Origin of the sequence: Dysgonomonas sp. UBA7630, from assembly GCF_002483985.1 — a bacterium.
In the GTDB taxonomy this organism is placed as follows: Bacteria; Bacteroidota; Bacteroidia; order Bacteroidales; family Dysgonomonadaceae; genus Dysgonomonas.
In genome coordinates, this window is sequence record NZ_DLIY01000028.1 from 110,725 (window position 1) to 135,222 (window position 24,498).

Here is a 24,498-nt window from a genome sequence, read left to right on the forward strand (position 1 = left end):
TTTGTATTTCTTACAGGGTTTGTTTTATAGAAGTCACCGTAACTTCCAATACCCTGCTCAGAAATGAGTATTTTCCTTTCATATAGTCATATTCCTCTCCCGAAGTAATATATCTCGCCGTTCCTTCTATATAAAAACCTGTTCCCTGATAGTCTTTATAACCTAAAACATTTCTACTGCCCAATGTAAGTTTTACTTTGTGGTTTGCTTCTACATTTTTTTGTGTTTTACGCAAGCCATAGGCTGGGATGAGAATGCGTTCGTCTTCTGTTACTTCCAGATATGAGTTCCATGTGTTAGCTATATGTGGTTCTTCTTTTCCCCATGATACGATTGATACTACGCCTTCATTTTCGNNTTTATGAAATTTCTCTGTAAGTTTCTTTGATTCATTCATTGTTTTCTGTTTTTTATTCAGGCATAAAATTACAATTCATCGGATGGGTAAATCTTAAGCTGGTTTAAGAAATAACTTAAGGGTTCTTTTTCCTAATCTCACTCAGGTATTCCGGGGTAAGTCCTAGGAACGAGGCCAGCATATATTGAGGAACACGTTGAACAAACTCGGGGAAAGATGTCTTAAAGTGTTTATATATCTCTTCTTTCGAAAGTTCATAGAGCAGCTTCATTCTAAACTGTGATGCAGCAAGTGCTCTTTCGGTGACTAACCTGAAATATCGTTCTAAAGAGGGCAACTCTAAAATCATTTTTTGAAAATCGTGAAAACCAATAGCCAGCACACTCGAATTTTCTATCGCTTGTATATAATAGTCGGACGGTTTTTGGTTAGAAAGGCTCATATAATCCGTCATCCACCAACCCTCCAACGCAAATTGAATCGTTTGCTCCGTTCCTTTGTCGTTGTGGAAGAACATGCGCATGCAGCCTGTCTCAACAAAGTAGTAAGCTTTGCAGACTTGTCCTTCTTCCAATACAAATTGTTTGCTCTTTAGATCAAGGAGGGTTATATATTGAGATAATATTTCAATATCGGAGTCGTAGAAATGAATATAATTGCGGATATGGCTGATTAGTTTACTATACATCGCTTGTTATTTAATAAAGACTCTAAAGTAATATAAAAAAGACAGAGTTTGTCCTTATCTATATTTTGTATCTTTGCTATCTACTAATATAAGATAATTATGAAATCAAAATATACAGATATTCTTCTCGACTTGGATGATACGCTTATAGATACTATAGAGAATACCCGGCAGACTTTAGTAGAGCTATATGATGATTATAACTTTGGAAACTACTTTCCGTCTTTTGATGATTTTTATACAATATATTATGCCAATGTCAGCCAGCTCTGGGAGATGTATGGGCAAGGTAAAATATCGAAAGCCACTTTGCAAAGAGAACGTTTTATTGCCCCTCTTTCTTTGGTAGAGGATATCTCGGAAGAAAAGGCTCTTGCTATTAATGATGATTATATAGAGCGGATCATGCAAAAAAAGATCCTTATCGATGGTGCTGTCGATTTACTCGACTATCTGAAATCGAAATACAAGATACATATCCTATCCAATGGCTTTACCGAGATGCAATATATCAAAATGGATAATGCCGGACTAACAGGCTATTTCGACAAGGTAATACTTTCCGATGCTGTAGGGGTGAATAAGCCTCATCCGCATTTGTTCGATTATGCTCTGAAAGAAGCAGGGGCGGAGAGAGACTCTACAATCATGATAGGGGATAATCTATTCACAGATATCGGCGGTGCATACAATAGTGGTATCGATCAGATTTGGTATAACCCCGGAGGTAAGCCTGTCGGAGATTTTCAGCCCACTTATATTGTCGATAAGTTGTCAGCAATAAAGAATATCCTTTAGGAAAAGTAAAGAGTCGGTTGGGGATACTAACCGACTCTTTATATACATCACTAAATAAAGATATATTTATTAAAAATACTTTTTTAAATCTTCAAGCCAGTCTGCTACACGCTTCTCTGTCTCATTGTATTCATTATCTTCATCCAAAGCCAGACCAACGAATTGCCCGTTTACAACAGCATCAGATTCGTCGAATGTATATCCGTCTGTTGGAACGAAGCCTACGATTTCTACTTTTCCTTTCAGAGCCTTGTACATCGTATACATACCTCCGGCAAAGCTGGTAGAGAAAGATGCGCTGTCGCCTAATCCAAAGATGGCTACTTTCTTATTTGTAAAGTCCATTTTCTCAAATTTCGGCAAGAAAGCTTCCCAGTCATCCTGTAAGTCACCAATACCTGTTGTAGATGCACCTAAAATAAAAAAATCATATGATTGCAAGTCGTCGACACTAACACCATCGGCATTAAAAAGTTTAGCATCGCCGAGTGCTGCCTGTATTTTTTCCGCTACCGCTTCTGTGGCTCCGGTAGACGAGCCATAAACTATTGCAATTTTACTCATAACTAGTTAAGATGTTTATTAATTGATTATCAATTATCTGGAATCATTCAAAATAGAGGGTGCCATAAAGCTTTGGATGATACCCCTAAGTCCCAGATACACTATAAACGCCAACCATAGGATATTGTTCGCAGAAGCGTCGGAAAACATAAAATATATAAGGAAAAAAGCACTTACCGCTATCAGCATAGAATTCCTCATTTGGTGCGATGCTGTAGCTCCAACAAAGACCCCATCCCAAAGAAAAGCAGAGAATCCTGCAATAGGGATCAGCAAAACCCAAAACTGATAGCTTTTGCTTAACTCTAATATATTTTTTTTATCAGTGATCAATGCCAGTATATAATCCATGCCGGTGGCATAAATGAGCGTAAACAGGATAGCTATAATAGTACCCCATACGAAGAGACGCTTCACCAGCCGTTTTAGTAAAAACCGATTGTTTTCTCCGATATACTTTCCCGTCAAGGCCTCGGCTGCATAGGCAAAACCATCCATCATATACGAAAAGAGGATAAACATTTGCATCAACAAGGCATTAACAGCAAGGATATCTTTTCCCGATTTGGACGATGCAGACATAAAGAATGTTGTTACTGCAATCAGTGCCATTGTGCGAATGAAGATGTCGCTATTCACTTTAAAGAAGGGAACGTATGCGTGTAAGTTTTTGAGAACAGAGAAGTCGATGTGTTTTTTCAGCCAACCGTATTTCATATTCCAGACAAGTATAAATGATAAGAATCCTGTATACTGTGCACATGCGGAGGCTAGGGCTACGCCTTCTATCTTCATTCCCAATCCGTATACAAAGACAAAGCTTAAAGCTATGTTTACAATGTTTACCGTGATGGCTATAAACATTGGTGTTTTGGCATCTTGCATGCCTATAAACCAACCGTTGAATGTGTACATGCCCAACACGGCAGGTGCAGCCCAGATGTATATATAGAAATACTGATGAGCAAAAACCTTAACGGTAGGGTCGGCATTGAGTAGAAAAAATCCGGCAAGAGCAATAAAGTATTGTAGCAGAACGATTACAATGCCAGCACTCATCGCAACCGAGAGAGACCTCAACAGAGTATTGGCTTGTTCCCTATAGTCTTTTGCGCCATAGGCTTGTGCTGTGAAGCCGCTTGTCCCCATGCGAAGAAATGAAAAGCTCCAATAAATAAAATTGAATAGCATTGTGCCCAAAGCAATGGCTCCGATATAATCTTCCGAGTCGAGATGTCCCACAATATACATATCTACCAATCCGAGTAAGGGAACAGTGATATTGGAAATAATGTTGGGTATCGCTAATTGTAATATGCTTCTATTCATTGTCACTTTTCTGATATATTTGTCACTTTTTTTATTCGCTTATTTTGCTCTGTATTTACCTACTTTATAGTATTTTATGCTCTTTTTGGAAATGCAAAAGGTGACAAAAGTGACACTTTTTTATGTGTTTTTATCATGTCACTTTTTCTAGCTTTTCAGCATTCAATGGTCTTCAGGTAATCCGGCAAAACCATCTATAATAAGATAAATCTTTGAGCAAAACATATTGAACTTTAAAGGTGTACAAAGGTAGTGCTCTTATAAAGAACGTACAAATGTTAAATAAATACATCTCGTATCTTCAAAATGTTGTATCTTTATGCATCTCCAATCTTGAATATTTATAATTATAAATACCGTTTTAAGTACCTATGGATGTAAAAATAGAACAAAGTTGGAAAGACCAGTTGAAAGATGAGTTTGAAAAAGATTATTTCGAAAAGCTTACCGACTTTGTAAGAGTAGAATATAAAACCAAACAAATCTTTCCTCCGGCGAGGCTTATCTTTAATGCTTTTGAGCATACTCCGTTTGATAAAGTAAAAGTTGTTATTTTGGGTCAAGATCCATATCATAACGATGGTCAGGCTCATGGGCTGTCTTTTTCCGTGCCCGATGGAGTACCGGCTCCTCCTTCGCTTGTGAATATATTTAAGGAGATAAACCGAGACTTGGGTATTCCCGTACCTCGATCGGGAAATCTCACCCGTTGGGCAAATCAGGGTGTATTACTGCTCAACGCTACACTAACTGTTCAGGCGCATATGGCAGGCTCGCATCAGAAAAAAGGATGGGAAGCATTTACCGATGCGGCAATACATCAGTTAGCCGAAAAAAGAGAGAATTTGGTGTTTATACTGTGGGGGGCATACGCTCAGAAGAAGGCCTCATTTATAGACCCTAATAAGCACTTGGTGTTAAGGTCTGTACATCCTTCTCCCCTTTCGGCTTATAATGGATTTTTTGGCAATAGTCATTTCAGTACGGCGAATAAGTATTTGCAGTCGAAAGGTATCGCGCCAATCGAATGGTAGAGTATAACAGATATTGATATAAAAAGATCAAATAAAAATGGCGGCAATAATTACATTGCCGCCATTTTTTATATATGCTTGATTTATTTGCTTATGAAACTCTTAATGATTTTCCGGCTCTAAGCGTAGCCCTTGATGTGATATTGTTCAACTTGCAAAGTTTGCTGATTGTTGTACCATGCATCCTTGCAATTTTACCCAGTGTGTCACCTTTTGCTATTCGGTGGTACTTCACAGAACCCGTTGCGTATTTATTTTTCACATCGTTGCTTGATCTTGTAGTAGAGGATGAAGCAAGATTTCTAACGTCTACACCTTTGCTGCTTTTTCTGTAGCTGTTTGGTGTTACTGTATAGGTGTCTTTGTGGCAAACCTTGTTATCAAAATCAACAATGTATATAGGATTTATCGGATTGCCTAAAAAGCGGATTTCGAAATGTAAGTGAGAACCTGTCGAACGTCCTGTGTTTCCTCCTAAAGCGATCGGGTCTCCCGATTTTACAACTTGGTCTTCTTCTACTAAGAATCTGGACAAGTGTCCGTAAACAGTTTCCAATCCATTTGGATGGCGCAAGGCTAAGTAGTAACCATATCCACGTCTTTCGTATTGTTTTACACGTACTTTTCCGTCGAAAGCTGCGTAAATCGTATCACCTACCTGTACTTTAAGGTCTATTCCGTAATGCATACGGCGGCGGCGAGGTCCGAAATTAGAGGTAACATATCCCATTGTCGGCATTGTGAAATTGGCCAGGCTCACTTTGAATGTATCTGGAATATTCTCTATAGAACGGTATGCGTTCACATAACGATTATTCCATATACCTCCGTAAAGATCTTCTGCTGGGATTTCATTCTCTCCAAGGATGCGCTCTTCTTGAATTTCTTTAAGTATAGAAAGGTCTCTTTTTATTTTAATTCCATCTGCATATAGATTGGAATTTGGGGTCTGTCTGCTGTGTCGTTGCTTGTACTTTAGCTCTACTCTGTCGGGTGATGCTTCTTCTGTTATTTTCTTCTGGGCGAAACCGGTCATTGGGATGAAAAATACTGCCACTAGAGGCAATAATCTGATTCGCTTGAAGCCTTTTGTTAAAATGTTACTGCTTATTCCTGTCATAAATATAAATTAAATCTCGTCACCCGCATATAAATTAGCTAACGTGGATTGTTTATAATCAAAAATCTCGTTGTCGTTAAAAAAGCGTTTTAGTTCAATCTTTGCAGATTCGGACGAATCTGATGCATGCACAATATTCTCCTGAGAACTAACCGAAAAATCTCCTCTAATAGTTCCCGGAGCAGCTTCCCTGCCATTGGTTACACCAATCAGGGAGCGTACAACTTTAGTTGCATTCTTCCCTTCCCAACATTGAAGTATAACCGGACATACCTGCATGGAGTCTTTTACACGTTGGAAAAATGGTCTGTCTTTCAAGTGTGAATAATGCTCACTGAGGATAGCATCAGTCAACTGTACCATTTTCATTCCTGCTAGACGTAAACCCTTCTTTTCGAACCGAGAGATAACCTCTCCTATCAGTGCTCTTTGAACACAAGAAGGCTTAAGAATAACGAGGGTTTTTTCCATGTGTGTACCTAAAAATAAATAGAATTTATCTGATATAGAGGTCAAATATAAAACATATTTCAATTTGTAACAACTCCGTAACCTCCGAAAAGGTAGATTTTAACAGTATTTACGCTATGTTTAAGAACATGTTTTGTTTGGAATCTCTCTAAAGAAAAGAGGTCTTACGCTCTATGAGAGGTGTAGTGCGTTTAACTAAATATAACTAATTTGTAAACCGTTCCTTAAAGGAGGTGTATTGTCTCTATTTCTTAAATATCAGATATACAGCAGCAATAAGAAAGACAAAAGCCAATAAATGGTTCCATTTGAAAGTTTCGGTCTTGAATGCCAGTGTGCTGAACAATACAAAGACAGTGAGGGTGATAACCTCTTGGATGATTTTTAGCTGCATCAGAGTAAAAGGTCCTCCATTGCCCTGAAATCCGATTCTGTTTGCAGGTACTTGAAAGCAATATTCAAAAAAGGCAATACCCCAGCTGAAAAGGATAACACCAAATAATGGAAGTGATTCGAACCACGAATATTCTTTCATTTTTAGATGCCCATACCAAGCAAAAGTCATGAATATATTAGAAAAGACCAATAATATTATTGTATATACACCGGATAAGTTCATTCTCTGTAGATTAAAAATTTCGCAGCAAAAGTAATTATTTTTTGGAACTTTTGTTTTGATTTAATTCTTACCTTTGAAATATCCATAAAAAACAACACAATAATAATTAGCACTATGAAAAATATTGCAAGAAAAACACTTGATGAATTTATCATCGAGAGACAGGAAGATTTCAAATATTCGAGAGGAGAGCTTTCTCGCCTCTTAAACTCAATCCTTCTCGCCGCCAGGGTCGTTAGTTACAAAGTAAACAAAGCCGGTCTGGTAGATATCTTGGGAGCAGTAGGCACTACGAATGTACAAGGTGAGGATCAGAAGAAACTGGATGTGTATGCCAATGATGTCTTTATACAAACACTTATCAACAGGGAAATTGTATGTGGTATTGCTTCGGAAGAAAATGATAACTTTATTACAATTGAAGGGCTTGACGAGGGGCATAACAATAAATATGTAGTGTTGATGGACCCGCTTGACGGATCGTCCAATATTGAAGTAAATGTATCGGTAGGAACTATCTTCTCTATATACCGTCGCATTTCTCCGATAGGCTCACCCGTTACGATGGAAGACTTTTTGCAGCCCGGAGTTAATCAGGTGGCAGCAGGGTATATCCTATATGGTACATCGACTATGATCGTTTATACGACAGGTAGAGGGGTGAATGGTTTTACGCTGAATCCTGCGATTGGAAGCTTTTATCTGTCACACCCAAATATGAGATGTCCTAAAAATGCGAATATATATTCTGTAAACGAAGGTAACTACGTCCATTTTCCGCAAGGCGTGAAAGATTATATAAAATACTGTCAGGAAGAAAAAGAAGACCGTCCTTATACTGCCCGATATATAGGGAGCTTGGTCTCGGATTGCCATCGCAACCTTATTACAGGCGGTATCTATTTCTATCCGTCTACACACAAAGCGCCTAAGGGCAAACTGCGGTTGTTGTACGAGTGTAATCCGATGGCATTTATTACAGAGCAAGCCGGAGGAGCTGCTATAGACGGGCATAATCGGATATTGGAGATTCAGCCGCAGGAGTTACACCAGCGAGTTCCGTTTTATTGTGGTAGCTTGAATATGGTGAAAAAACTAAAAGACTTTATAGAAAGAGCTGAAGAAAAAGAAAAAAAAGATAAATAAAATAAAAGCTCTCATGGTTAACGCTATGAGAGCCTTTGTTTTTAACTAACTTTGTCTCTCGAATATGGAGCTTAGTTATACATTGTCTACAAATGACTATTTAGAGTTGCAACTTTATAATTTGTCTCACAACAACGGTTATAAAAAGCAGCGGAAATGGGATTGTTATCGGTTGCCGGGGTTATCTCTTTTCTTTGGTGCGATCCTGTTGTTTGACGGGATGAACGATATTCTGGCTTATGTCTTTATCGCATCATCACTTTTGTTTTTTATGTTTTATCAACGCTGGTCGGCGTGGATGTATAAGCGTATGAGTAAGCGAAAGGTAATAGAGAGTATGAAAGGAGAATCTCTTTACGAAATAAAACTTTTACTGGGGAATGATGTTATAGAAGTCGACAGTAAGCGAGGTCATAATTTTTTTAATGTGCATGATATAAAATCCATCATTGAAATAGAGCGATATTTTTTTCTGATGATGAATCAATATGTTTATATCATTATTCCCAAAGATCAGATTGTTAACAAGGAACAACTGGCAGAAGTTTTCGAAGGATATAGGAATACTAAAGGTATTCCACTTATAGCCGAATTGGAGTGGGAATGGAAGTAAATATTTTTTAGCTTATTTCACATTAGACGAGATGTTTCTTGCCTTAAATGTAAAGTAGAGATTGCAAATTTTATTATATTTGCTCGATTTTATAAAAAGGGTTCGTCCTGACTTCGTATTGGATAAAAACAATCATTATATATTATGGATTTAATTAAAGAGATAGTAGAAAGAGCAAAAGCGAACAAACAGCGTATCGTATTGCCGGAAGGAACAGAAGAAAGGACTATAAAAGCAGCAGATCAGTTGCTTGGTGATGGTGTTGCCGACATTATTCTTATAGGAAATGTGAAAGAAGTAAAAGAATTGGCAGCCGGTCTTAATCTGAAAAATATAGATAAAGCAACCATTCTTGATCCGAAGGATTATGAGAAGAAAGAGGTTTATACGAATCTTCTTTTTGAGTTGAGAAAATCGAAAGGCTTGACTATCGAACAGGCAGCAAAACTTGCTGAAAATCCGCTATATATTGGTTGCCTTATGATCAAAAACGGAGATGCCGACGGCGAAATTGCCGGAGCCGAGAATACAACAGGAGACGTGCTTCGCCCTGCATTGCAAATTATAAAAACAGCACCCGGAATCAGTGTGGTATCAGGTGCTTTTTTAATGTTTACTACTCAGAAACAATATGGTAAAGACGGGCTGTTGCTTTTTGCAGATTGCGCCGTTACTCCCGATCCTACAGCGTCTCAGTTGGCCGAAATAGCTGTTGCTACAGGTCAAACTGCACGTGCTTTGGTTGGTGAAGAACCTCAGGTGGCAATTCTAAGTTTTTCGACAAAAGGAAGTGCTAAAAGTCCGTTAGTAGATAAGGTGATTGAAGCTACACAGTTGGCACAGAAGATTGATCCTACAATGAAGATCGATGGCGAATTACAAGCCGATGCGGCTCTTGTGCCTGCAGTAGGTAAGCAAAAAGCTCCCGAGAGTGCTGTTGCCGGACATGCAAATGTACTGGTGTTCCCTTCGTTAGAGGTAGGAAATATAGCTTACAAACTTGTGCAACGTTTGGGTAATGCCGAGGCTGTAGGTCCTATCCTGCAAGGAATGGCTGCACCGGTAAATGACTTGTCGCGAGGTTGCTCGGTAAGTGACATATATAATATGGTGGCTATTGCCGCTAATCAGGCTATTGCCGCAAAGAAAAAGTAAAATAGTTATAAATAGCTTTGAGAAATAGACGGTTGGTACGAACAATCATTCGATTCGCTTTTCCGACCTACTCATAGTTTATAACTCTAAATTTATAATTAAAATATTTATGGCAGAAATCATAGAACCTATTGAGGAGTATGGGTTAAGCTCAAAAAATAAGAAGAGGTCTCTTTTCTCTAAGATCGGGGTTGTAGGCTGCGGTCGTGATGGACGACATATTGTAAGCCTTACAGCGCTATCGGGTATCGAGGTTACTTTTGTTGAAGTGTCGGAAGACAGGATACAACTAGCCTTGAAAGATATAGAGCATGGATTGGATACAAAGATAGAAAACTGGGGGTTGACTCAGGGCGAAAAGCGTTCTACCATGGGACGTATCAAAGGAACCCTTGATTATCAGGATCTTCAAGATTGCGATTTTGTGATCGAATGTATCCGTTACGATGTGGATGGCGGACGTAGTACTGATCTGAGGAAAGAAGTTTTCCGCAATTTGGAACAAGTCTTGTCGCCGGATGCTATTATCGCTACAAATGCAACTACAGTTATCATCAGTGAACTAGCTGCTGATCTGAAATACAAAGCACGTTGTATCAGTCTGCATTTTCCTGTCTCACATACAGATGCTCGTTTGTTAGAGATCGTAAGAGGAACATTTACGTCCGAAGAAGCAGTACACAAGGTGTATCATTTTGCTCACATGATCAAGCATACGGCTATACAAGTGCACGAAAGTAGCGGGCTTGTAAGTTTTCGTATGATGATAACAATGCTGAATGAAGCATGTCAGATATGGATGGAGAATGTAGCTTCTATAGAAGATATAGATAAAGAGTTTACAATCATATTCGGACAACGGTTTGGTATTTTCCAATTGGCAGACATCCTAGGTATCGAAAAGCTGGTAATGCTTATGGAAGATATGTTTGACGAGTATGGCGATAAAAAGTATAAGGCTAGCCCGGTATTATGGAAGTTGTTCAGATCAAAACAACTTGGCGTATCTACCAAACGCGGTTTTTATATTTACGACGATGCAGGGAAAATAATAGGACCAAACGATTTAATTTAAAGACATGAAGATATTAGTATTGAACTGTGGAAGTTCTTCTATAAAATATAAGCTTTTCGATATGGAAAGCAAGGCTGTGATTGCACAGGGAGGAGTCGAAAAAATCGGTTTGAAAGGTTCTTTCCTTAAGTTTCCGCTACCTAATGGTGATAAGGTCGTTCTTGAAGGTGAAATCCTAGAGCATCAGGCCGGGATAGAATATATATTGGGTGTTTTGACAAGTTCTAAGTATGGCGTGTTAGGCTCTTTGGACGAGATAGACGCTGTTGGTCATCGTGTGGTTCACGGTGGTGAAGAGTTTAATAGTAGTGTATTTATTACCGATGAGGTGATAAAGAAAATGGAAGAATGCATAGAGCTTGCTCCATTGCACAATCCACCTAATCTTGCAGGTATTTATGCCGTGAAAGAATTGATGGGAAATATCCCGCAGGTGGGAGTTTTCGATACTGCTTACCATCAGACAATGCCGGCAAAATCATATATGTATGGGTTGCCATATTCATTGTATGAAAAATACGGAATCAGACGTTATGGCTTTCACGGAACAAGTCACAGATATGTTTCACGCAAAGGATGTGATTTGCTCGGTGTTCCCTACGAAAAACAACGTATTATCACAGCTCATATAGGTAATGGCGGCTCTTTGGCTGCTATCTATGGCGGCAAGTCGGTAGATACATCAATGGGTATGACTCCTGTTGAAGGTCTGTTGATGGGTACTCGTTCGGGCGATGTAGATGCCGGTATTATATCTTTCATTATGGAGAAAGAGAACATCGGTACACAAGCTATTTCTACTCTCGTAAATAAGCACAGTGGGCTGTTAGGTGTATCGGGTGTATCGTCTGATATGCGTGAGTTGCGTGCCGCAATGGATGAGGGTAACGAAAGAGCTATATTGGCTTTCGATATGTTTGTACACCGTATAAAGAAATATGTGGGTGCTTATGCAGCCGTTCTGGGAGGTGTAGATATTCTTATGTTTACGGGCGGTATAGGCGAGAATGCTATTGCTGTTCGTGAGCAAGTATGTAAGGATATGGAATATATGGGAATAAAACTTGACGTAGAGAAGAATGCCAAGATACAAGGAGAAGAGGCTGTTGTTAGTGCTCCCGACTCTAAAGTGACCGTTATGGTTGTTCCTACTGATGAAGAATATATGATCGCCTCCGATACAATGGAGATCGTTAATAAATAAGCTTCTATAGTATATTTAGATATGTGAAAAACGGCACAATATTGTGCCGTTTTTCGTTTCTTTATAATACACAAGATTCTTTAACAAATTCATTAACAATTTGTAGTTCACAGTTAAACAAAATTAAACACGGGAAAAATCATAGTCTATTATTTGGAAGATTCCTCAGGGGGATTTNNACAACCTTTTCTTTTTTATACATCTTTTCGTATGCATCTTATATTATTATATATTACTTTTATTTTATAACATGGAGATAAAAGAGTAAGGTGTGAAAAATTAATTAAGTCTTCCCCTTAAGTTGTTTATCAAAGAAATAATATAATGAAGGTCCCTCTAATTTATTTTCTTTGTATCATGATGGTTCTTCTTTCTTGTTGCTCAAATAAGAAAGAGCTGAACCTATTTCAGAATGAGGGACGCTTGATAAAGTATACTCAGAATATATATAATGAAGCTTATAAATTGGAAGTGAAAATCTACTATTATAATCTCGACCTAAAGGGGTTTAATTTAGAAGATACTACTATCGTATACCCTATGCATAAACAAATAATTAATCTGTATAAAGGTGATTCTTTGATATCAGAAATAAAATTTCAATAGAATCTGAGTATATAAAGGTTGATACATTGATAATGCTACGCTATTATATCGTTGATGTAGGATTTGATGAGATAAATAATCAAGAAGTGATTGTCTTTTATGGAGGGAGCAATAGGGATTATATTACAGAGTTTCTGGGAGCAACCAATTTAAGAGGAGAATGGATTAGTTATCATTTAGGGACTATGTATGAAAATATATATGAATATAATAAGGCTTTTTTCTTTAAGGGTGTCGATTCTTATACTTTACATAAATTAAATAGAGTATTACCTTTATCCTTTCATTGCAATTAGGAGATTCTTAAGAACTAATTTAGGATTGATTTATCGATAATCTCTTATGGGCAGAGTATATTCCTTAATGCGTTAGATTTATTATATTTATTTTAAGAGTGTAACTTTTTGTTTTACCCCACAAGCACCCTTTTTCGCTCCCTAATTACCCAAGCTAAGACTATAAATATTCCAATCCACACCCATAGTACCACAATCAATTCCAATATTCTATCATTGGAAGCACAGGAATAGGATTATAGATAAATTCTATTGAAATATATTTGTGTATAAATAAAAACTATATATCTTTGCGGTGTATAGATAAAAGACATAAGTGTAATTTAAATATAAATAAAATTTATTATGAAACCTATTATTAATTTACAATTACCGGAATTTAAAGTACAAGCTTATCACAATGGAGCTTTTAAGACAGTAACCCATGAAGACGTAAAAGGGAAGTGGGTAATCTTCTTTTTCTNNCCCCGCCGATTTTACATTTGTTTGCCCAACAGAACTTGTTGATGTAGCTGACAAATATGATCAACTGCAAGCAATGGGTGTAGAGGTTTATTCTGTAAGTACAGACTCACATTTTGTGCATAAAGCTTGGCATGATGCATCCGAAAGTATTCGCAAGATCAAATATCCGATGTTAGCCGATACCGTAGGGGTACTCAGCCGTGCATTTGGCGTGATGATCGAAGAAGAAGGAATGGCATATAGAGGAACTTTCCTATTAAATCCTGAAGGGCAGGTTAAGATTGCCGAAATTCATGACAATGGAATCGGGCGTAATGCAGACGAATTGCTTCGCAAGGTGGAAGCTGCTCAGTTTGTAGCAACACACGACGGTGAAGTTTGTCCTGCTAAGTGGAAAAAAGGCGAAGAAACACTCAAGCCAAGTATAGATCTGGTTGGTAAGATTTAATATTCAAATTTGCAGACCGGCTTAACAAAGCCGGTTTTTAAATCAACGTAATTAAAATTAAAATATATGTTAGACTCATCTTTTAAAGAACAATTACGCTCGATATTCTCTGAACTGAAAAATCAGTATATATTAAATATTACTGCTTTCGACCAGCATGACTCCTATCGTGAACTTGTCGATCTTCTCGATGACGTGGCTTCTTGTTCCGATAATATTTCCTGTCAGATTAATAAAGGTGAAGGGCTCGAGTTCTCTTTATTGAAAAATGGAGAAGATACACGTATTAAATTCAGGGGAGTGCCTAACGGACACGAGTTTACCTCTTTATTATTAGCGATACTGAATAGTGATGGCAAGGGGAAGAATATCCCTGACGAATTTGTTGTAAGCAGAGTTAAAGCTCTTCAAGGGCCTATACATCTTACTACTTATGTGTCGCTGACGTGTACCAATTGTCCTGATATTGTTCAAGCACTTAATGTTATGACTACTCTCAACGCTGAAATATATCACGAGATGGTAGACGGGGCGATAAATCCGGAAGAGGTTGATGCTCTTAAACTGCAAGGTGTTCCCGCAGTATTTGCTGATGGTAAATTGATTCATGTAGGTCGTGGTGAATTCGGTGAATTATTATCCAAACTCGAAGATCAGTATGGAAGCAAAGAATTGGCAGATAATAATCCAACAGTCAGAGAGTATGATGTAGCTGTAATCGGTGGAGGCCCCGCAGGAGTTGCCGCATCTATTTACTCGGCTCGTAAAGGTTTGAAGGTGGCTTTGTTGGCTGAACGCATAGGAGGACAAGTAAAGGAAACCGTAGGAATCGAAAATCTGATTTCTGTAACCAAGACAACAGGTGAAGTGTTGTCGAACAATCTCAAAGTGCACTTACAGGATTATCCTGTCGATATTCTCGAGCATCGAAAGGTAGAGAAAGTAGAGTTGATTGAAGGTAAAAAATTTATATCCGTTGTAGGCGGAGAAAAGATAGTTACTCCCGCTGTGATAATAGCTACAGGGGCTAGTTGGAGAAAACTCAATGTGCCCGGCGAATCGGATTATATAGGAAAAGGAGTCGCTTTTTGTCCTCACTGCGATGGGCCATTTTATAAAGGTAAAGAAGTGGCTGTTGTAGGCGGAGGAAATTCGGGAGTAGAGGCCGCAATAGATCTTGCGGGTATTTGCACTAAGCTAACTCTCTTTGAATATGCAGAAGAACTTAAGGCTGATAAGATTTTGCAAGAAAAAGCCAAAAGCCTCCCAAATGTAGAGATCATACTGAATACCCAAACAACAGAGGTGATCGGTGACGAGAAGGTTACCGGAATAAAAGTGAAAGACCGTACTACCGGTGAAGAGCGTATCGTCAATCTGAACGGCATATTTGTACAGATCGGATTGGCTCCTAATAGTTCTGTTTTTAAAGATCTGGTCGATGTAAATCGTTTTGGAGAAATAGCTATCGATACTCATTGCCGTACGAGTATACCCGGCGTTTATGCAGCAGGAGATGTTACAACTGTGCCATTTAAGCAGATTATAATAGCAATGGGCGAAGGAGCGAAGGCTTCCCTTTCGGCATTCGAAGACCGTATGCGGGGAGTTATCTGATCGTTATCTGATATAAGAATAGCATATTTTATCGTCTGTATGACGAGAAATTGAAGAAGGAAAAATTACAGGTATATGTTGCTTGTAATTTTTTTTTGTCTGTAAATGTATGAATTAAAAAATACGATAAAACTTTATCTTCAAGTTTCGAATAATTCCATGCAATCTTTTTACCTTTACTTGTGTTTAGTAGTGTTTATAAATATGGACTTCAGAACAAAAATAGAAATTCCAACACCAGACTTTAAGATATCTCATAAGAGTCATATTGTGATATTTGGCTCTTGTTTTGCCGAGAATATGGGTAAACTGTTTGTGGAAAATAAATTCAATGTAAATCTCAATCCTTTTGGGATTCTCTACAATCCCTTATCCATTAGTCGGGCTTTGAGGCTGCTTATCGAAGAAAAGGAGTTTACAGAGAAAGAAATTTTTGAATACAAAGGACTTTATCAAAGTTTTTGGCATCATGGGTCTTTTTCAGATGTAGATAAGGATAAATGTCTGCAAGGGATAAACCATAGTTTGATGAATGGGTCAAACGATATTCGCAAGGCCGATGTCCTTTTTGTTACATTTGGAACAGCGTATGTCTTTCGGTCTTTGAAAGAGAATGTGGTAGTTGGTAATTGCCATAAGCTGCCTGCTGCTGAATTCGAACGTTTTCGTCTTTCTGTTGAAGATATTTTAGCAGAGTGGGAAGGTTTGGTAAAGGATTTGAGAAAAATAAATCCATCGTTGCGAATAGTGTTCACGGTAAGTCCTGTTCGTCACCTCAAAGATGGAGCCCATGATAACCAGTTGAGCAAATCTACTTTGCTTTTGGCTGTAGATAAAATTTGTAGCATGGTAGAAGGTTTGCATTATTTCCCTTCTTATGAAATTGTTTTGGATGAATTACGTGATTATCGATTCTATGATGAAGACATGACTCATCCAAATCAGATAGCAATTAAATATATCTGGCAACGATTGTCAGAGACCTATTTTGATGAAGAAGCTCCCCCTATAATAAAAGAATGGCAGAAAATATATCAGGCTCTAAATCATAGGCCTATAAATAACCAAAGTGATGATTATAAGCATTTTTTAAGGCAAACTTTGTTAAAGTTGAAAGCCTTCAATAAGAAATATCCATACATTTGTTGCGAACAAGAAATTGTGGATTTGGAAAACAGATCTTAATTAAAAAAGAAGAATGAAATATTCTATATATCAGGTAGCTAAGATAATTGATGCTATGCCAACCGATCTGAACGAAACTGCCATTAGTATTCTACTTACTGACAGCCGTCAGGTCTTTTTTCCCGACGAAACATTATTCTTTGCCCTTAAGACTAAGAATAATGATGGACATCGGTATATCTCCGAGCTTTATGAGCTGGGCGTTCGTAACTTTGTAGTATCTGATTTACAACCCGAGTGGGAAGAATATGAAGATGCAAACTTTCTTGTAGTGGTAAATACGCTATTTGCTCTTCAACGTCTAGCCGCATATCATCGCAATCAGTTTAATGTGCCTGTTATTGGTATTACAGGAAGCAACGGTAAAACAGTGGTGAAGGAGTGGCTTTATCAAGTCCTTCATCATGATTTTAATATTACGCATTCTCCTCGGAGCTATAATTCTCAAATTGGTGTACCTCTTTCTGTTTGGCAAATGAATAGCCATACACAGTTGGGCATATTCGAGGCAGGGGTATCTCAACCTGAGGAGATGGCAAAGCTCGAGGCGATTATAAATCCTACTATTGGTGTTTTTACCAATATCGGACAGGCTCATCAGGAAGGTTTCAAATCTATGAAACAAAAATGTCTCGAGAAACTGGAGCTTTTTATAAACTGTGATGTCATTATTTGTGAAGAAGAGAATGAGCTTGTAGACGAATGTATGGAGATAGCCTGTCTTTCTCACAAACGTCTGACATGGTCTCGCAAGGGATCTAACAAAAGTCCATTGCATATAATGAAAGTTGAGAAGCTCGGAAATTGTACGACCATTCATTATTCTATTCTGGGAATGGCCTCTCAGTTTACGATTCCTTTTGCTGATAATGCAGCTATCGAAAATGCTATCCATGTATTGGCTACTGCCATTTATTTGCACTTGTCTTTACCTGATATTAATCAACGTATGGCCGGTCTCGAGCCTGTTGCAATGCGTCTTGATGTACGTCAAGGGAAAAATAATACAATACTGATAAATGATACATACAATTCTGATATAAACTCCTTGGGAATTGCTCTTGACTTTTTGGCTCAAAGGGCAACGGATAGCCAAAAGAGAAAGGTGCTTATAATATCAGATATTCCACAGTCGGGGTTAGTACCTAAAGAACTGTATTATTTGGCATCGAATCTGGTGTTGAATAAAAAAATAGATGTGCTTATCGGTATCGGTAAAGAAATCTCCACATATAAGGAATTGTTTAAGAATGGCGAAATGCATTTCTTCAATACGACCAATGATTTTATCCATTCGAATATATGGAGCGATTTCCATGATATGTTTATTTTGCTGAAAGGGGCACGTAGTTTCTCATTCGAGAGTATAAATAAACTACTGGAGGTGAAAACGCACGAAACAGTGCTCGATATAGATTTAGATGCAATCGTTCACAATTATAACTTTTATAGATCAAGGCTGAACCCTAAAACCAAAATGGTATGTATGGTTAAGGCCGATGGTTATGGTACAGGAGCGACAGAGGTAGCAAAAACATTGCAGTATCATAAGTGCGATTATCTGGCTGTTGCAGTTGCAGAAGAAGGCGTATTCTTAAGGAAACAAGGAATAAAAGTTCCTATTATTGTTCTCAACTCCGAAGTAGGGGGATTTGAAGAGTTGGCGATGTATGCACTCGAACCCGAAGTGTATAATTTCAGAATATTGGATGCTTTTATAAAGGAAGCCAAATTGCAGGGAATTACAAATTATCCGATACATATAAAAATAGATACAGGGATGCATCGGTTGGGATTTACAGAAGAAGATATTCCTGAATTGATGGAGCGTATTAAGTCGCAAACAGGAGTACGTATCCAATCTGTCTTCTCTCATTTAGCTGCAAGTGAAAGTTGGAACTTCGATGATTTTACAGTAGATCAGATTAAAACCTTTAAGAAAATAACACATGCAATAGAGGAGAGTTGCCATTATCCGGTGATGAAGCATATTCTTAATTCGGCAGGGATAGAACGTTTCCCCAACGAGCAAATGGATATGGTGAGGCTGGGTATAAGTCTTTATGGAGTAAGTGCAAGTGGTTTAAACGGACTACGTAACGTATGTACCTTGAAGACCACCATTCTACAAATCAAATATATCAAGGCCGGAGAAACTGTTGGTTATGGGCGTAAAGGCCATTTCGATAAAGATGCCACAATAGCAACTATCCGTATCGGATATGCCGACGGGCTTAGTCGTCAGTTTGGCAATGGAGTTGGTAAGGTATTGGTCAATGGACACATGGTGCCTATTGTTGGAAATATTTGTATGGATTTATCAATGATCGATGTTACGGGAGTAGATGTGAAAGAAGGAGACTCGGTAGTCATCTTTGGGGAAAATCCATCTGTCGTAGATTTGGCTAAAGAAATAAATACAATCCCTTATGAGATACTAACGTCTATTTCTAGCAGGGTAAAACATATTTATTATAAAGAATAAGTTTCGTTAAGCATATATATAATAATAAAGGNNCCTTTATTATTATATATATGTAATTGTTTATTACTCTTTAAACATTTCATCAAAATCTACAACCTGCTTGCCCGGCAATACTTGATTAAGTACAACCCCAATTATAGAAGCCAGCGCCATTCCTTCCAACGAAAATACTTTGCCGATATGTATTGCTGCTCCCCCGATACCAATAACAAGGATAACGGAAGATATAATAAGGTTGCGCTTACGGCTAAAGTCTACTTTGTTTTCCACAAGCATGCGTAGCCCGCTGGAGGCTATTATACCGAACAAGAGGATAGAAACTCCACCCATTACCGGAGTAGGGATAGTAGATAGCAAAGCGGATATCTTACCACAGAAACCAAACATAATAGCAAAGATTGCTGCACCTACAAACAAATAAATACTGAAAGCGCGAGTTATCGCTAATACTCCGATATTTTCTCCATAAGTAGTATTCGGTGGTCCTCCTAATGTGGCAGCTATCATAGTGGCTACACCATCACCCAGCATAGAACGATCTAGTCCCGGGTCTTTGATCAGGTCTTTGCTAACAACTTTACTCAAAACAAGCTGATGCCCGATATGCTCAGCAATAGGAACTATAGCAACAGGAACCATCATTAAGAATACTCTCCATGTGAAAGAAGGTGTATAATGAACAAATGGGATGGAGAAAGAAGGCATTTCGATCCAGTTTGCTTCAACTACGTGTTGCACATCTACAACTCCTAAGATAATAGAAAATACATACCCGCCAATTATACCTACCAGTACAGGAATAACACTAAGAAATCCGCGAGTGAAAATGGCCGTAAGAATTGTTATGGTAAGAGTTACTAAACCGATGAGTACATAAGTAAGGTCATAATCTCCTGCAGGATTGTTAGTAGCCATGTTAACGGCTGTAGCGGCAAGTCCAAGTCCGATAACCATAATCACAGGTCCTACTACCACAGGAGGAAGCAACTTCATCAGCCACTGTGTACCGGCTCTGTTTATAATAAGTGCAACTACCGAATAGGTAACCCCCACAAGGAAACTACCCACAAGGAAACTTCCCATACCTACACCCGACGAAGGATCGAGTTCCAAAGCTTTTACAGCTATGATGGGATTGATAAAAGCAAATGATGATCCCAGATAAGAAGGGACTTTGCCTTTTGTGATGGCTATAAATACCAATGTACCGATACCACTCGAGATAAGAGCTACAGCAGGGCTCATTCCGGTGAGTGCAGGAACAAGTACGGTTGCTCCGAACATGGCAAATAGATGTTGGATACTCAATAATAGCCATTGGGCGGGTTTAGGCTTTTCTGAAATACCTAAAACAATTTTCTTTTCTTCTTTCATTTTTGAGCGTTTGATATTTGTCTGTTGCACATAAAAAAAGCCGAGAACGAAATGTCCGGCTTTATATTTTATATTTACTATTTATTCAAAATTCTTCGTTTTCATACCTATAGATTTTGTCGGCAATAAAGGTAGTATATTTCTGAAATATAATAAAGTACTTCATAAAAAGATTTTTCAAAAAAAAGCAATACCAGCCAAGATATACTTTTGCCGATACTGCTTTTTTCACTATAAATAATCAATGCTATTTTTCTATTCTGATTCTTGCATCCACGGCTATAACTCTCTCTTCGTTAGCCAAAAGCGGGTTGATGTCCATTTCTTTTATTTCCGGAGCAAACCTGAGCATAACCGATAAGCGTACAATGATTTCTACAAATAACTTTTCGTTTAAGCCTTTTTGTCCACGTGTCCCCTTTATTATTTTATATGCTTTTAGCGATTGTACCATCGAAGAAGCTTCATCAAAACTTAAGGGTGCAAGACCCGATGCTACGTCTTTCAGTATTTCTACAAAAATTCCACCCAGTCCACACAAAACAATGTGACCGTATGTAGGTTCATATTTTGCACCGATAAATAGTTCTTGCCCCGATAGCATCGGCTGTACCATGACGGCTGTGGCATCGGTGATTTTCATCAAACGGTCAAACTCGATTGATAAATGGTTTGCTGAATGTATATTCAATACAACCCCTCCTACATCCGATTTATGAATAGGACCTACGCACTTTGCAACAATCGGGTATCCGATTTTGTCGGCAAAAACGATAGCTTCATCTCTGTTGGCTGTCACTATTTCTTGTACTTGTGGAATACCTGCGGCATCAAACAATTGCCTAACCGTTTCACTATCTATATATCCGTCAGCAGAGTTGCTGATAATAGTTCTTATACGGGGTATGTCAACAGATATATCTTCTATTTTGCCTACCGATGGAGGAGTCCAGGAAACAACTTTAGAGAGAGCATTTGCCAAAGCATATTCATCTGTAAAATTGACATGTCCTTTCTTTACAAAGGTTTCCATTTCTTCCGACGCAGCTATCACCGATGGCAATATCGGGTATATCGGTAGTTTGCTGGTCTTTATTTTTTTATCCAGCATATTATAGGCTTCGGCTACATTGCTTACTCCGGGGTTTCCGTATATAACGGCTATACCATTTATTTCTTTAAAGTATGTTTCGCAAAAATCGATACATGTAGCCATGTGTTCGCCTGTTCCTGTTCCTATAATATCTATAGGATTAGATACTGCGGCTCCCGGAAGGAGATGCTTCTTTAGTTCGGCAGCCAAGTCTTTATCCAGTTCTGGAACATCAATATTCCCTTTTGATAGAGCGTCTGTTAATATTACGGCAGGACCACCTGCTTGAGTAATTATAGCCAGATTTCGTCCGTTTATTTTCTTTAATGTCAATACTGCTGCAACGTTCGCAAGTTCTTCGCGCGAGTAGCAACGTATAATTCCCGCTTTTCTGAACAGGGCTTCAACGGCTGAGTCAGAACTCGCTATTGCTCCCGTATGAGAAGATGCTGCGCGACTGCCGGATGTGGAACTGCCCGATTTTATGGCAGCTATTTTGCACCCCTTATTGATGAGGGAAGACGAATGAAGAAGAAACCTATCGGGGTTACTAATTTTTTCTAAATAGAGAAGTTTTATTTTCGGACTGGTTTCCGGATCAAATTCTTTATCTAAATATTCCAATATATCTTCAATTCCTATCTGAGCAGCATTTCCTATTGACCACGCTGAGTTAAATCTCAGCCCAATACGCATAGCAGACTCAATGATATAAGTAATTGTTCCTCCCGAGCTGGAAATTATATCTACTCCATTCGTATCGAGGCTCGGTATAGGACGAGTGAAAATGCTTTGATGATTCGTATTAAAGAAACCTGAACAATTAGGGCCGATCATGATAGCTCCCGCTTTGTTTACGATTTCTATAAGTTGTTTTTCTCTGATAGCACCCTCTTCAGACTCTTCGCTAAATCCGGCCGAAAATACAATAAAAGCTTTCACTCCCTTTTTATTTGCCAAATAGTCTACAGTCTCTATGCATTGGTTGGCAGGTATAAATATAATGGCAAGATCAGCTTGAGGGATATCTTCAACCTTGGTATAGGCTTTAATGCCTTGTATGATACCACCTTTCGAATTTACAATATATAGCTCTTTTTCGAATGTTCCATTTATAATATTATGCAAAACACTCCCTCCCGGTTTCAAAATGTTATCAGAAGCGCCGACTATGACAATGCTTTTGGGGTTTATTAATTGGTTATAAGACATAAAACTGGTTTTGAGTGTTATTTTGCACAAAAATAATGAAATAATATCATAGCTAAGGAATCTATTTTTATAATATAAAACATGTTTTATTATCCCAAAAATATTATTCCTTCAATAAGTTAATTATTAAAGTCTCTGTAAAATTTGCTTATTTTGTAAGTTTTATTTTTTGAAATGCCAGAATACACCAAAATATAAGAATCTTAAATTATGCTGAAAACGCAAATCTCTATGGCTGCATTTGCAGACACAAAACCACATTACAATATACTGGATGGGCTGCGCGGAGTCGCCGCTATCATGGTTGTATGTTTTCATATATTTGAAGCTTTTGCCACCAGCCATTTAGACCAACGTATCAATCACGGATATTTAGCTGTCGATTTTTTCTTTATACTGTCAGGCTTTGTTATAGGCTATGCTTATGATGGTCGTTGGGGAACAATGAAAGCAAAAGATTTTATTAAACGCCGAATTATACGATTGCATCCAATGGTTGTAATGGGAGCCGTTATAGGTGCGATCATGTTCTACCTTCAAGACTGTTCAGTGTGGGATGTATCCAAGGTGAGTGTTGCTGCTTTGCTTATCGCTACATTATTAAATGCACTATTGATTCCTGCTACTACAGCAACAGAGGTGCGCGGTTTGGGCGAAATGTTTCCGCTCAATGGACCTAGTTGGTCTTTATTCTTTGAATATATAGGTAATATTCTTCATGTTTTATTTATTCGCAGGTTTTCGACAAAGATTCTTGCTCTACTTGTTTTTGTTACCGGATGTTGCTTGGCGGCATTTGCGATATTAGGTCCTTTAGGGGATATATGTGTTGGATATTCATTAACCGGAGCTGAATTTATGGGAGGATCGTTCAGATTGTTGTTTTCTTTCTCTGCAGGTTTGCTGCTTTCTCGTATTTTTAAACCAGCCAAGAATGTAAAAGGTGCCTTTTGGATGTGTAGTTTTGTTATCGTTGCCCTTTTAGCTGTGCCACGTATCGGTGGAGCAGAACATTTATGGATGAATGGAGTATATGACACTCTGTGTTGCGTTGTGTTTTTTCCGCTACTTGTCTATTTAGGAGCTTCGGGGCAAACGACCGATAAATACACAATTTGCGTATGCCGATTCTTAGGAGATATTTCTTATCCCTTATATATGGTTCATTACCCTTTTATATATCTATATTATGCTTGGGTGAAGAATGAGAATCTCACATTCCAGGAATCATTACCCGGTGCAGCCGGAGTTCTTGTCGGAAGTATTGCTTTAGCTTATATCTGCTTGAAATTTTACGATACGCCGGTTCGGAAATATTTAGCAAATCGATTTCTAAAACAAAAAAGCAATGTCTAAATCTTTATTTGTTCTTGTTATCTCTATCGGCAAAGTAGAATTTCTGTAGTTTGTTTTTTCTTTAGCGGGTATTTTTCTGATCGTTTTACTTTTTTTCTATTTGCTTGATTGGTCGACTCAGATTGAGTTCTTGTGTCATTTCCCCCTCAAATTTCAAAAAAAGGTTTAAAAAAAATATGTTTAACAA

At 38.1% G+C, this 24,498-nt stretch carries 21 protein-coding genes and 1 pseudogene; 13 read left to right on the top strand and 9 right to left on the bottom strand.

All coding sequences use genetic code 11. From position 1 onward, the window contains the following. Positions 1-10: 10 nt before the first annotated feature. Entirely contained in the window at positions 11-397 is a 387-nt protein-coding gene (locus B3P17_RS12600; protein ID WP_291105720.1) for a pyridoxamine 5'-phosphate oxidase family protein, read from the bottom strand. A 76-nt stretch (positions 398-473) separates the two neighbouring features. Beyond that, positions 474-1,046 carry a Crp/Fnr family transcriptional regulator gene (locus tag B3P17_RS12605; RefSeq protein WP_252638517.1) on the bottom strand — a complete coding sequence of 191 codons (573 nt, stop codon included), beginning with the start codon at positions 1,044-1,046 and terminating at the stop codon, positions 474-476. A gap of 99 nt (positions 1,047-1,145) precedes the next feature. Between B3P17_RS12605 and B3P17_RS12610 the strand changes: the two genes are divergently transcribed. Continuing rightward, entirely contained in the window at positions 1,146-1,844 is a 699-nt protein-coding gene (locus B3P17_RS12610; RefSeq protein ID WP_252638518.1) for a YjjG family noncanonical pyrimidine nucleotidase, read from the top strand. 69 nt (positions 1,845-1,913) lie between these two features. Here the strand turns inward: B3P17_RS12610 and B3P17_RS12615 are convergent, their stop codons facing one another. Beyond that, the gene (locus tag B3P17_RS12615) at positions 1,914-2,408 is read right to left on the bottom strand and encodes a flavodoxin (protein WP_252638519.1); all 495 of its coding nucleotides are present in this window, start codon (positions 2,406-2,408) and stop codon (positions 1,914-1,916) included. A gap of 33 nt (positions 2,409-2,441) precedes the next feature. Beyond that, positions 2,442-3,737, bottom strand: a complete 1,296-nt coding sequence (locus B3P17_RS12620; RefSeq protein ID WP_252638520.1) for an MATE family efflux transporter — start codon at positions 3,735-3,737, stop codon at positions 2,442-2,444. A 371-nt stretch (positions 3,738-4,108) separates the two neighbouring features. Between B3P17_RS12620 and ung the strand changes: the two genes are divergently transcribed. Further along, positions 4,109-4,771 (top strand): uracil-DNA glycosylase, encoded by a 663-nt coding sequence (ung, locus tag B3P17_RS12625; protein WP_252638521.1) that lies wholly within the window; start codon positions 4,109-4,111, stop codon positions 4,769-4,771. A gap of 91 nt (positions 4,772-4,862) precedes the next feature. Here ung and B3P17_RS12630 read toward each other — a convergent pair whose 3' ends face one another. The 3 genes from B3P17_RS12630 to B3P17_RS12640 all read right to left on the bottom strand — a co-directional run bounded on the left by B3P17_RS12630 (position 4,863) and on the right by B3P17_RS12640 (position 6,981). Continuing rightward, on the bottom strand, positions 4,863-5,891 hold the full coding sequence (locus B3P17_RS12630; RefSeq protein ID WP_006842072.1) for a peptidoglycan DD-metalloendopeptidase family protein: 1,029 nt from the start codon (positions 5,889-5,891) through the stop codon (positions 4,863-4,865). A 9-nt stretch (positions 5,892-5,900) separates the two neighbouring features. Further along, entirely contained in the window at positions 5,901-6,362 is a 462-nt protein-coding gene (gene ndk / locus B3P17_RS12635; protein ID WP_252638522.1) for a nucleoside-diphosphate kinase, read from the bottom strand. Between the two features lie 244 nt (positions 6,363-6,606). Beyond that, the gene (locus B3P17_RS12640; protein ID WP_135106938.1) at positions 6,607-6,981 is read right to left on the bottom strand and encodes a DMT family protein; all 375 of its coding nucleotides are present in this window, start codon (positions 6,979-6,981) and stop codon (positions 6,607-6,609) included. A gap of 114 nt (positions 6,982-7,095) precedes the next feature. Between B3P17_RS12640 and fbp the strand changes: the two genes are divergently transcribed. From fbp to B3P17_RS12690, 10 genes and pseudogenes are all read left to right on the top strand, one after another. Then, a complete protein-coding gene (gene fbp / locus B3P17_RS12645) occupies positions 7,096-8,127 on the top strand; it encodes a class 1 fructose-bisphosphatase (RefSeq protein WP_252638523.1) in 1,032 nt (343 codons plus the stop codon). 64 nt (positions 8,128-8,191) lie between these two features. Then, the gene (locus B3P17_RS12650) at positions 8,192-8,740 is read left to right on the top strand and encodes a YcxB family protein (RefSeq protein WP_291105726.1); all 549 of its coding nucleotides are present in this window, start codon (positions 8,192-8,194) and stop codon (positions 8,738-8,740) included. Positions 8,741-8,884: 144 nt separating this feature from the next. Then, on the top strand, positions 8,885-9,895 hold the full coding sequence (gene pta / locus B3P17_RS12655; RefSeq protein ID WP_006842077.1) for a phosphate acetyltransferase: 1,011 nt from the start codon (positions 8,885-8,887) through the stop codon (positions 9,893-9,895). Positions 9,896-10,004: 109 nt separating this feature from the next. Next, positions 10,005-10,970: a 3-hydroxyacyl-CoA dehydrogenase family protein gene (locus B3P17_RS12660; RefSeq protein ID WP_135106931.1), complete on the top strand. Its 966-nt coding sequence runs from the start codon at positions 10,005-10,007 to the stop codon at positions 10,968-10,970. Positions 10,971-10,974: 4 nt separating this feature from the next. Then, positions 10,975-12,174 (top strand): acetate kinase, encoded by a 1,200-nt coding sequence (locus B3P17_RS12665; RefSeq protein ID WP_252638525.1) that lies wholly within the window; start codon positions 10,975-10,977, stop codon positions 12,172-12,174. 638 nt (positions 12,175-12,812) lie between these two features. Then, positions 12,813-13,076, top strand: coding sequence for a hypothetical protein (locus B3P17_RS12670; RefSeq protein WP_252638526.1), 264 nt, complete (start codon positions 12,813-12,815; stop codon positions 13,074-13,076). 345 nt (positions 13,077-13,421) lie between these two features. Beyond that, positions 13,422-13,989 (top strand): annotated as a pseudogene (gene ahpC / locus B3P17_RS12675) (alkyl hydroperoxide reductase subunit C). Positions 13,990-14,055: 66 nt separating this feature from the next. Beyond that, complete coding sequence (gene ahpF / locus B3P17_RS12680; protein WP_252638528.1) at positions 14,056-15,606, top strand: alkyl hydroperoxide reductase subunit F; 1,551 nt, start codon at positions 14,056-14,058, stop codon at positions 15,604-15,606. Between the two features lie 204 nt (positions 15,607-15,810). Beyond that, positions 15,811-16,791 carry a GSCFA domain-containing protein gene (locus tag B3P17_RS12685; protein ID WP_252638529.1) on the top strand — a complete coding sequence of 327 codons (981 nt, stop codon included), beginning with the start codon at positions 15,811-15,813 and terminating at the stop codon, positions 16,789-16,791. A gap of 13 nt (positions 16,792-16,804) precedes the next feature. Continuing rightward, the gene (locus B3P17_RS12690; protein ID WP_252638530.1) at positions 16,805-19,276 is read left to right on the top strand and encodes a bifunctional UDP-N-acetylmuramoyl-tripeptide:D-alanyl-D-alanine ligase/alanine racemase; all 2,472 of its coding nucleotides are present in this window, start codon (positions 16,805-16,807) and stop codon (positions 19,274-19,276) included. Positions 19,277-19,339: 63 nt separating this feature from the next. Here B3P17_RS12690 and B3P17_RS12695 read toward each other — a convergent pair whose 3' ends face one another. Then, positions 19,340-20,650, bottom strand: a complete 1,311-nt coding sequence (locus tag B3P17_RS12695; RefSeq protein ID WP_252638531.1) for a solute carrier family 23 protein — start codon at positions 20,648-20,650, stop codon at positions 19,340-19,342. A 247-nt stretch (positions 20,651-20,897) separates the two neighbouring features. Beyond that, positions 20,898-22,955 (bottom strand): acetate--CoA ligase family protein, encoded by a 2,058-nt coding sequence (locus B3P17_RS12700; RefSeq protein ID WP_291105731.1) that lies wholly within the window; start codon positions 22,953-22,955, stop codon positions 20,898-20,900. A gap of 210 nt (positions 22,956-23,165) precedes the next feature. On the opposite strand from B3P17_RS12700, the gene B3P17_RS12705 reads away from it, so the two are divergent. After that, the gene (locus B3P17_RS12705) at positions 23,166-24,311 is read left to right on the top strand and encodes an acyltransferase family protein (RefSeq protein ID WP_252638533.1); all 1,146 of its coding nucleotides are present in this window, start codon (positions 23,166-23,168) and stop codon (positions 24,309-24,311) included. Positions 24,312-24,498: the final 187 nt, after the last annotated feature.

Coding starts and splice junctions, on each gene's coding strand:
- B3P17_RS12695 (WP_252638531.1), bottom strand. CDS start 20,650: ATGAAAGAAGAAAAGAAAATTGTTTTAGGTATTTCAGAAAAGCCTAAA.
- B3P17_RS12605 (WP_252638517.1), bottom strand. CDS start 1,046: ATGTATAGTAAACTAATCAGCCATATCCGCAATTATATTCATTTCTAC.
- B3P17_RS12690 (WP_252638530.1), top strand. CDS start 16,805: ATGAAATATTCTATATATCAGGTAGCTAAGATAATTGATGCTATGCCA.
- B3P17_RS12705 (WP_252638533.1), top strand. CDS start 23,166: ATGCTGAAAACGCAAATCTCTATGGCTGCATTTGCAGACACAAAACCA.
- B3P17_RS12630 (WP_006842072.1), bottom strand. CDS start 5,891: ATGACAGGAATAAGCAGTAACATTTTAACAAAAGGCTTCAAGCGAATC.
- pta (WP_006842077.1), top strand. CDS start 8,885: ATGGATTTAATTAAAGAGATAGTAGAAAGAGCAAAAGCGAACAAACAG.
- B3P17_RS12615 (WP_252638519.1), bottom strand. CDS start 2,408: ATGAGTAAAATTGCAATAGTTTATGGCTCGTCTACCGGAGCCACAGAA.
- B3P17_RS12650 (WP_291105726.1), top strand. CDS start 8,192: ATGGAGCTTAGTTATACATTGTCTACAAATGACTATTTAGAGTTGCAA.
- B3P17_RS12665 (WP_252638525.1), top strand. CDS start 10,975: ATGAAGATATTAGTATTGAACTGTGGAAGTTCTTCTATAAAATATAAG.
- ung (WP_252638521.1), top strand. CDS start 4,109: ATGGATGTAAAAATAGAACAAAGTTGGAAAGACCAGTTGAAAGATGAG.
- ndk (WP_252638522.1), bottom strand. CDS start 6,362: ATGGAAAAAACCCTCGTTATTCTTAAGCCTTCTTGTGTTCAAAGAGCA.
- B3P17_RS12685 (WP_252638529.1), top strand. CDS start 15,811: ATGGACTTCAGAACAAAAATAGAAATTCCAACACCAGACTTTAAGATA.
- ahpF (WP_252638528.1), top strand. CDS start 14,056: ATGTTAGACTCATCTTTTAAAGAACAATTACGCTCGATATTCTCTGAA.
- B3P17_RS12640 (WP_135106938.1), bottom strand. CDS start 6,981: ATGAACTTATCCGGTGTATATACAATAATATTATTGGTCTTTTCTAAT.
- B3P17_RS12670 (WP_252638526.1), top strand. CDS start 12,813: ATGCTACGCTATTATATCGTTGATGTAGGATTTGATGAGATAAATAAT.
- B3P17_RS12660 (WP_135106931.1), top strand. CDS start 10,005: ATGGCAGAAATCATAGAACCTATTGAGGAGTATGGGTTAAGCTCAAAA.
- B3P17_RS12620 (WP_252638520.1), bottom strand. CDS start 3,737: ATGAATAGAAGCATATTACAATTAGCGATACCCAACATTATTTCCAAT.
- B3P17_RS12610 (WP_252638518.1), top strand. CDS start 1,146: ATGAAATCAAAATATACAGATATTCTTCTCGACTTGGATGATACGCTT.
- B3P17_RS12700 (WP_291105731.1), bottom strand. CDS start 22,955: ATGTCTTATAACCAATTAATAAACCCCAAAAGCATTGTCATAGTCGGC.
- fbp (WP_252638523.1), top strand. CDS start 7,096: ATGAAAAATATTGCAAGAAAAACACTTGATGAATTTATCATCGAGAGA.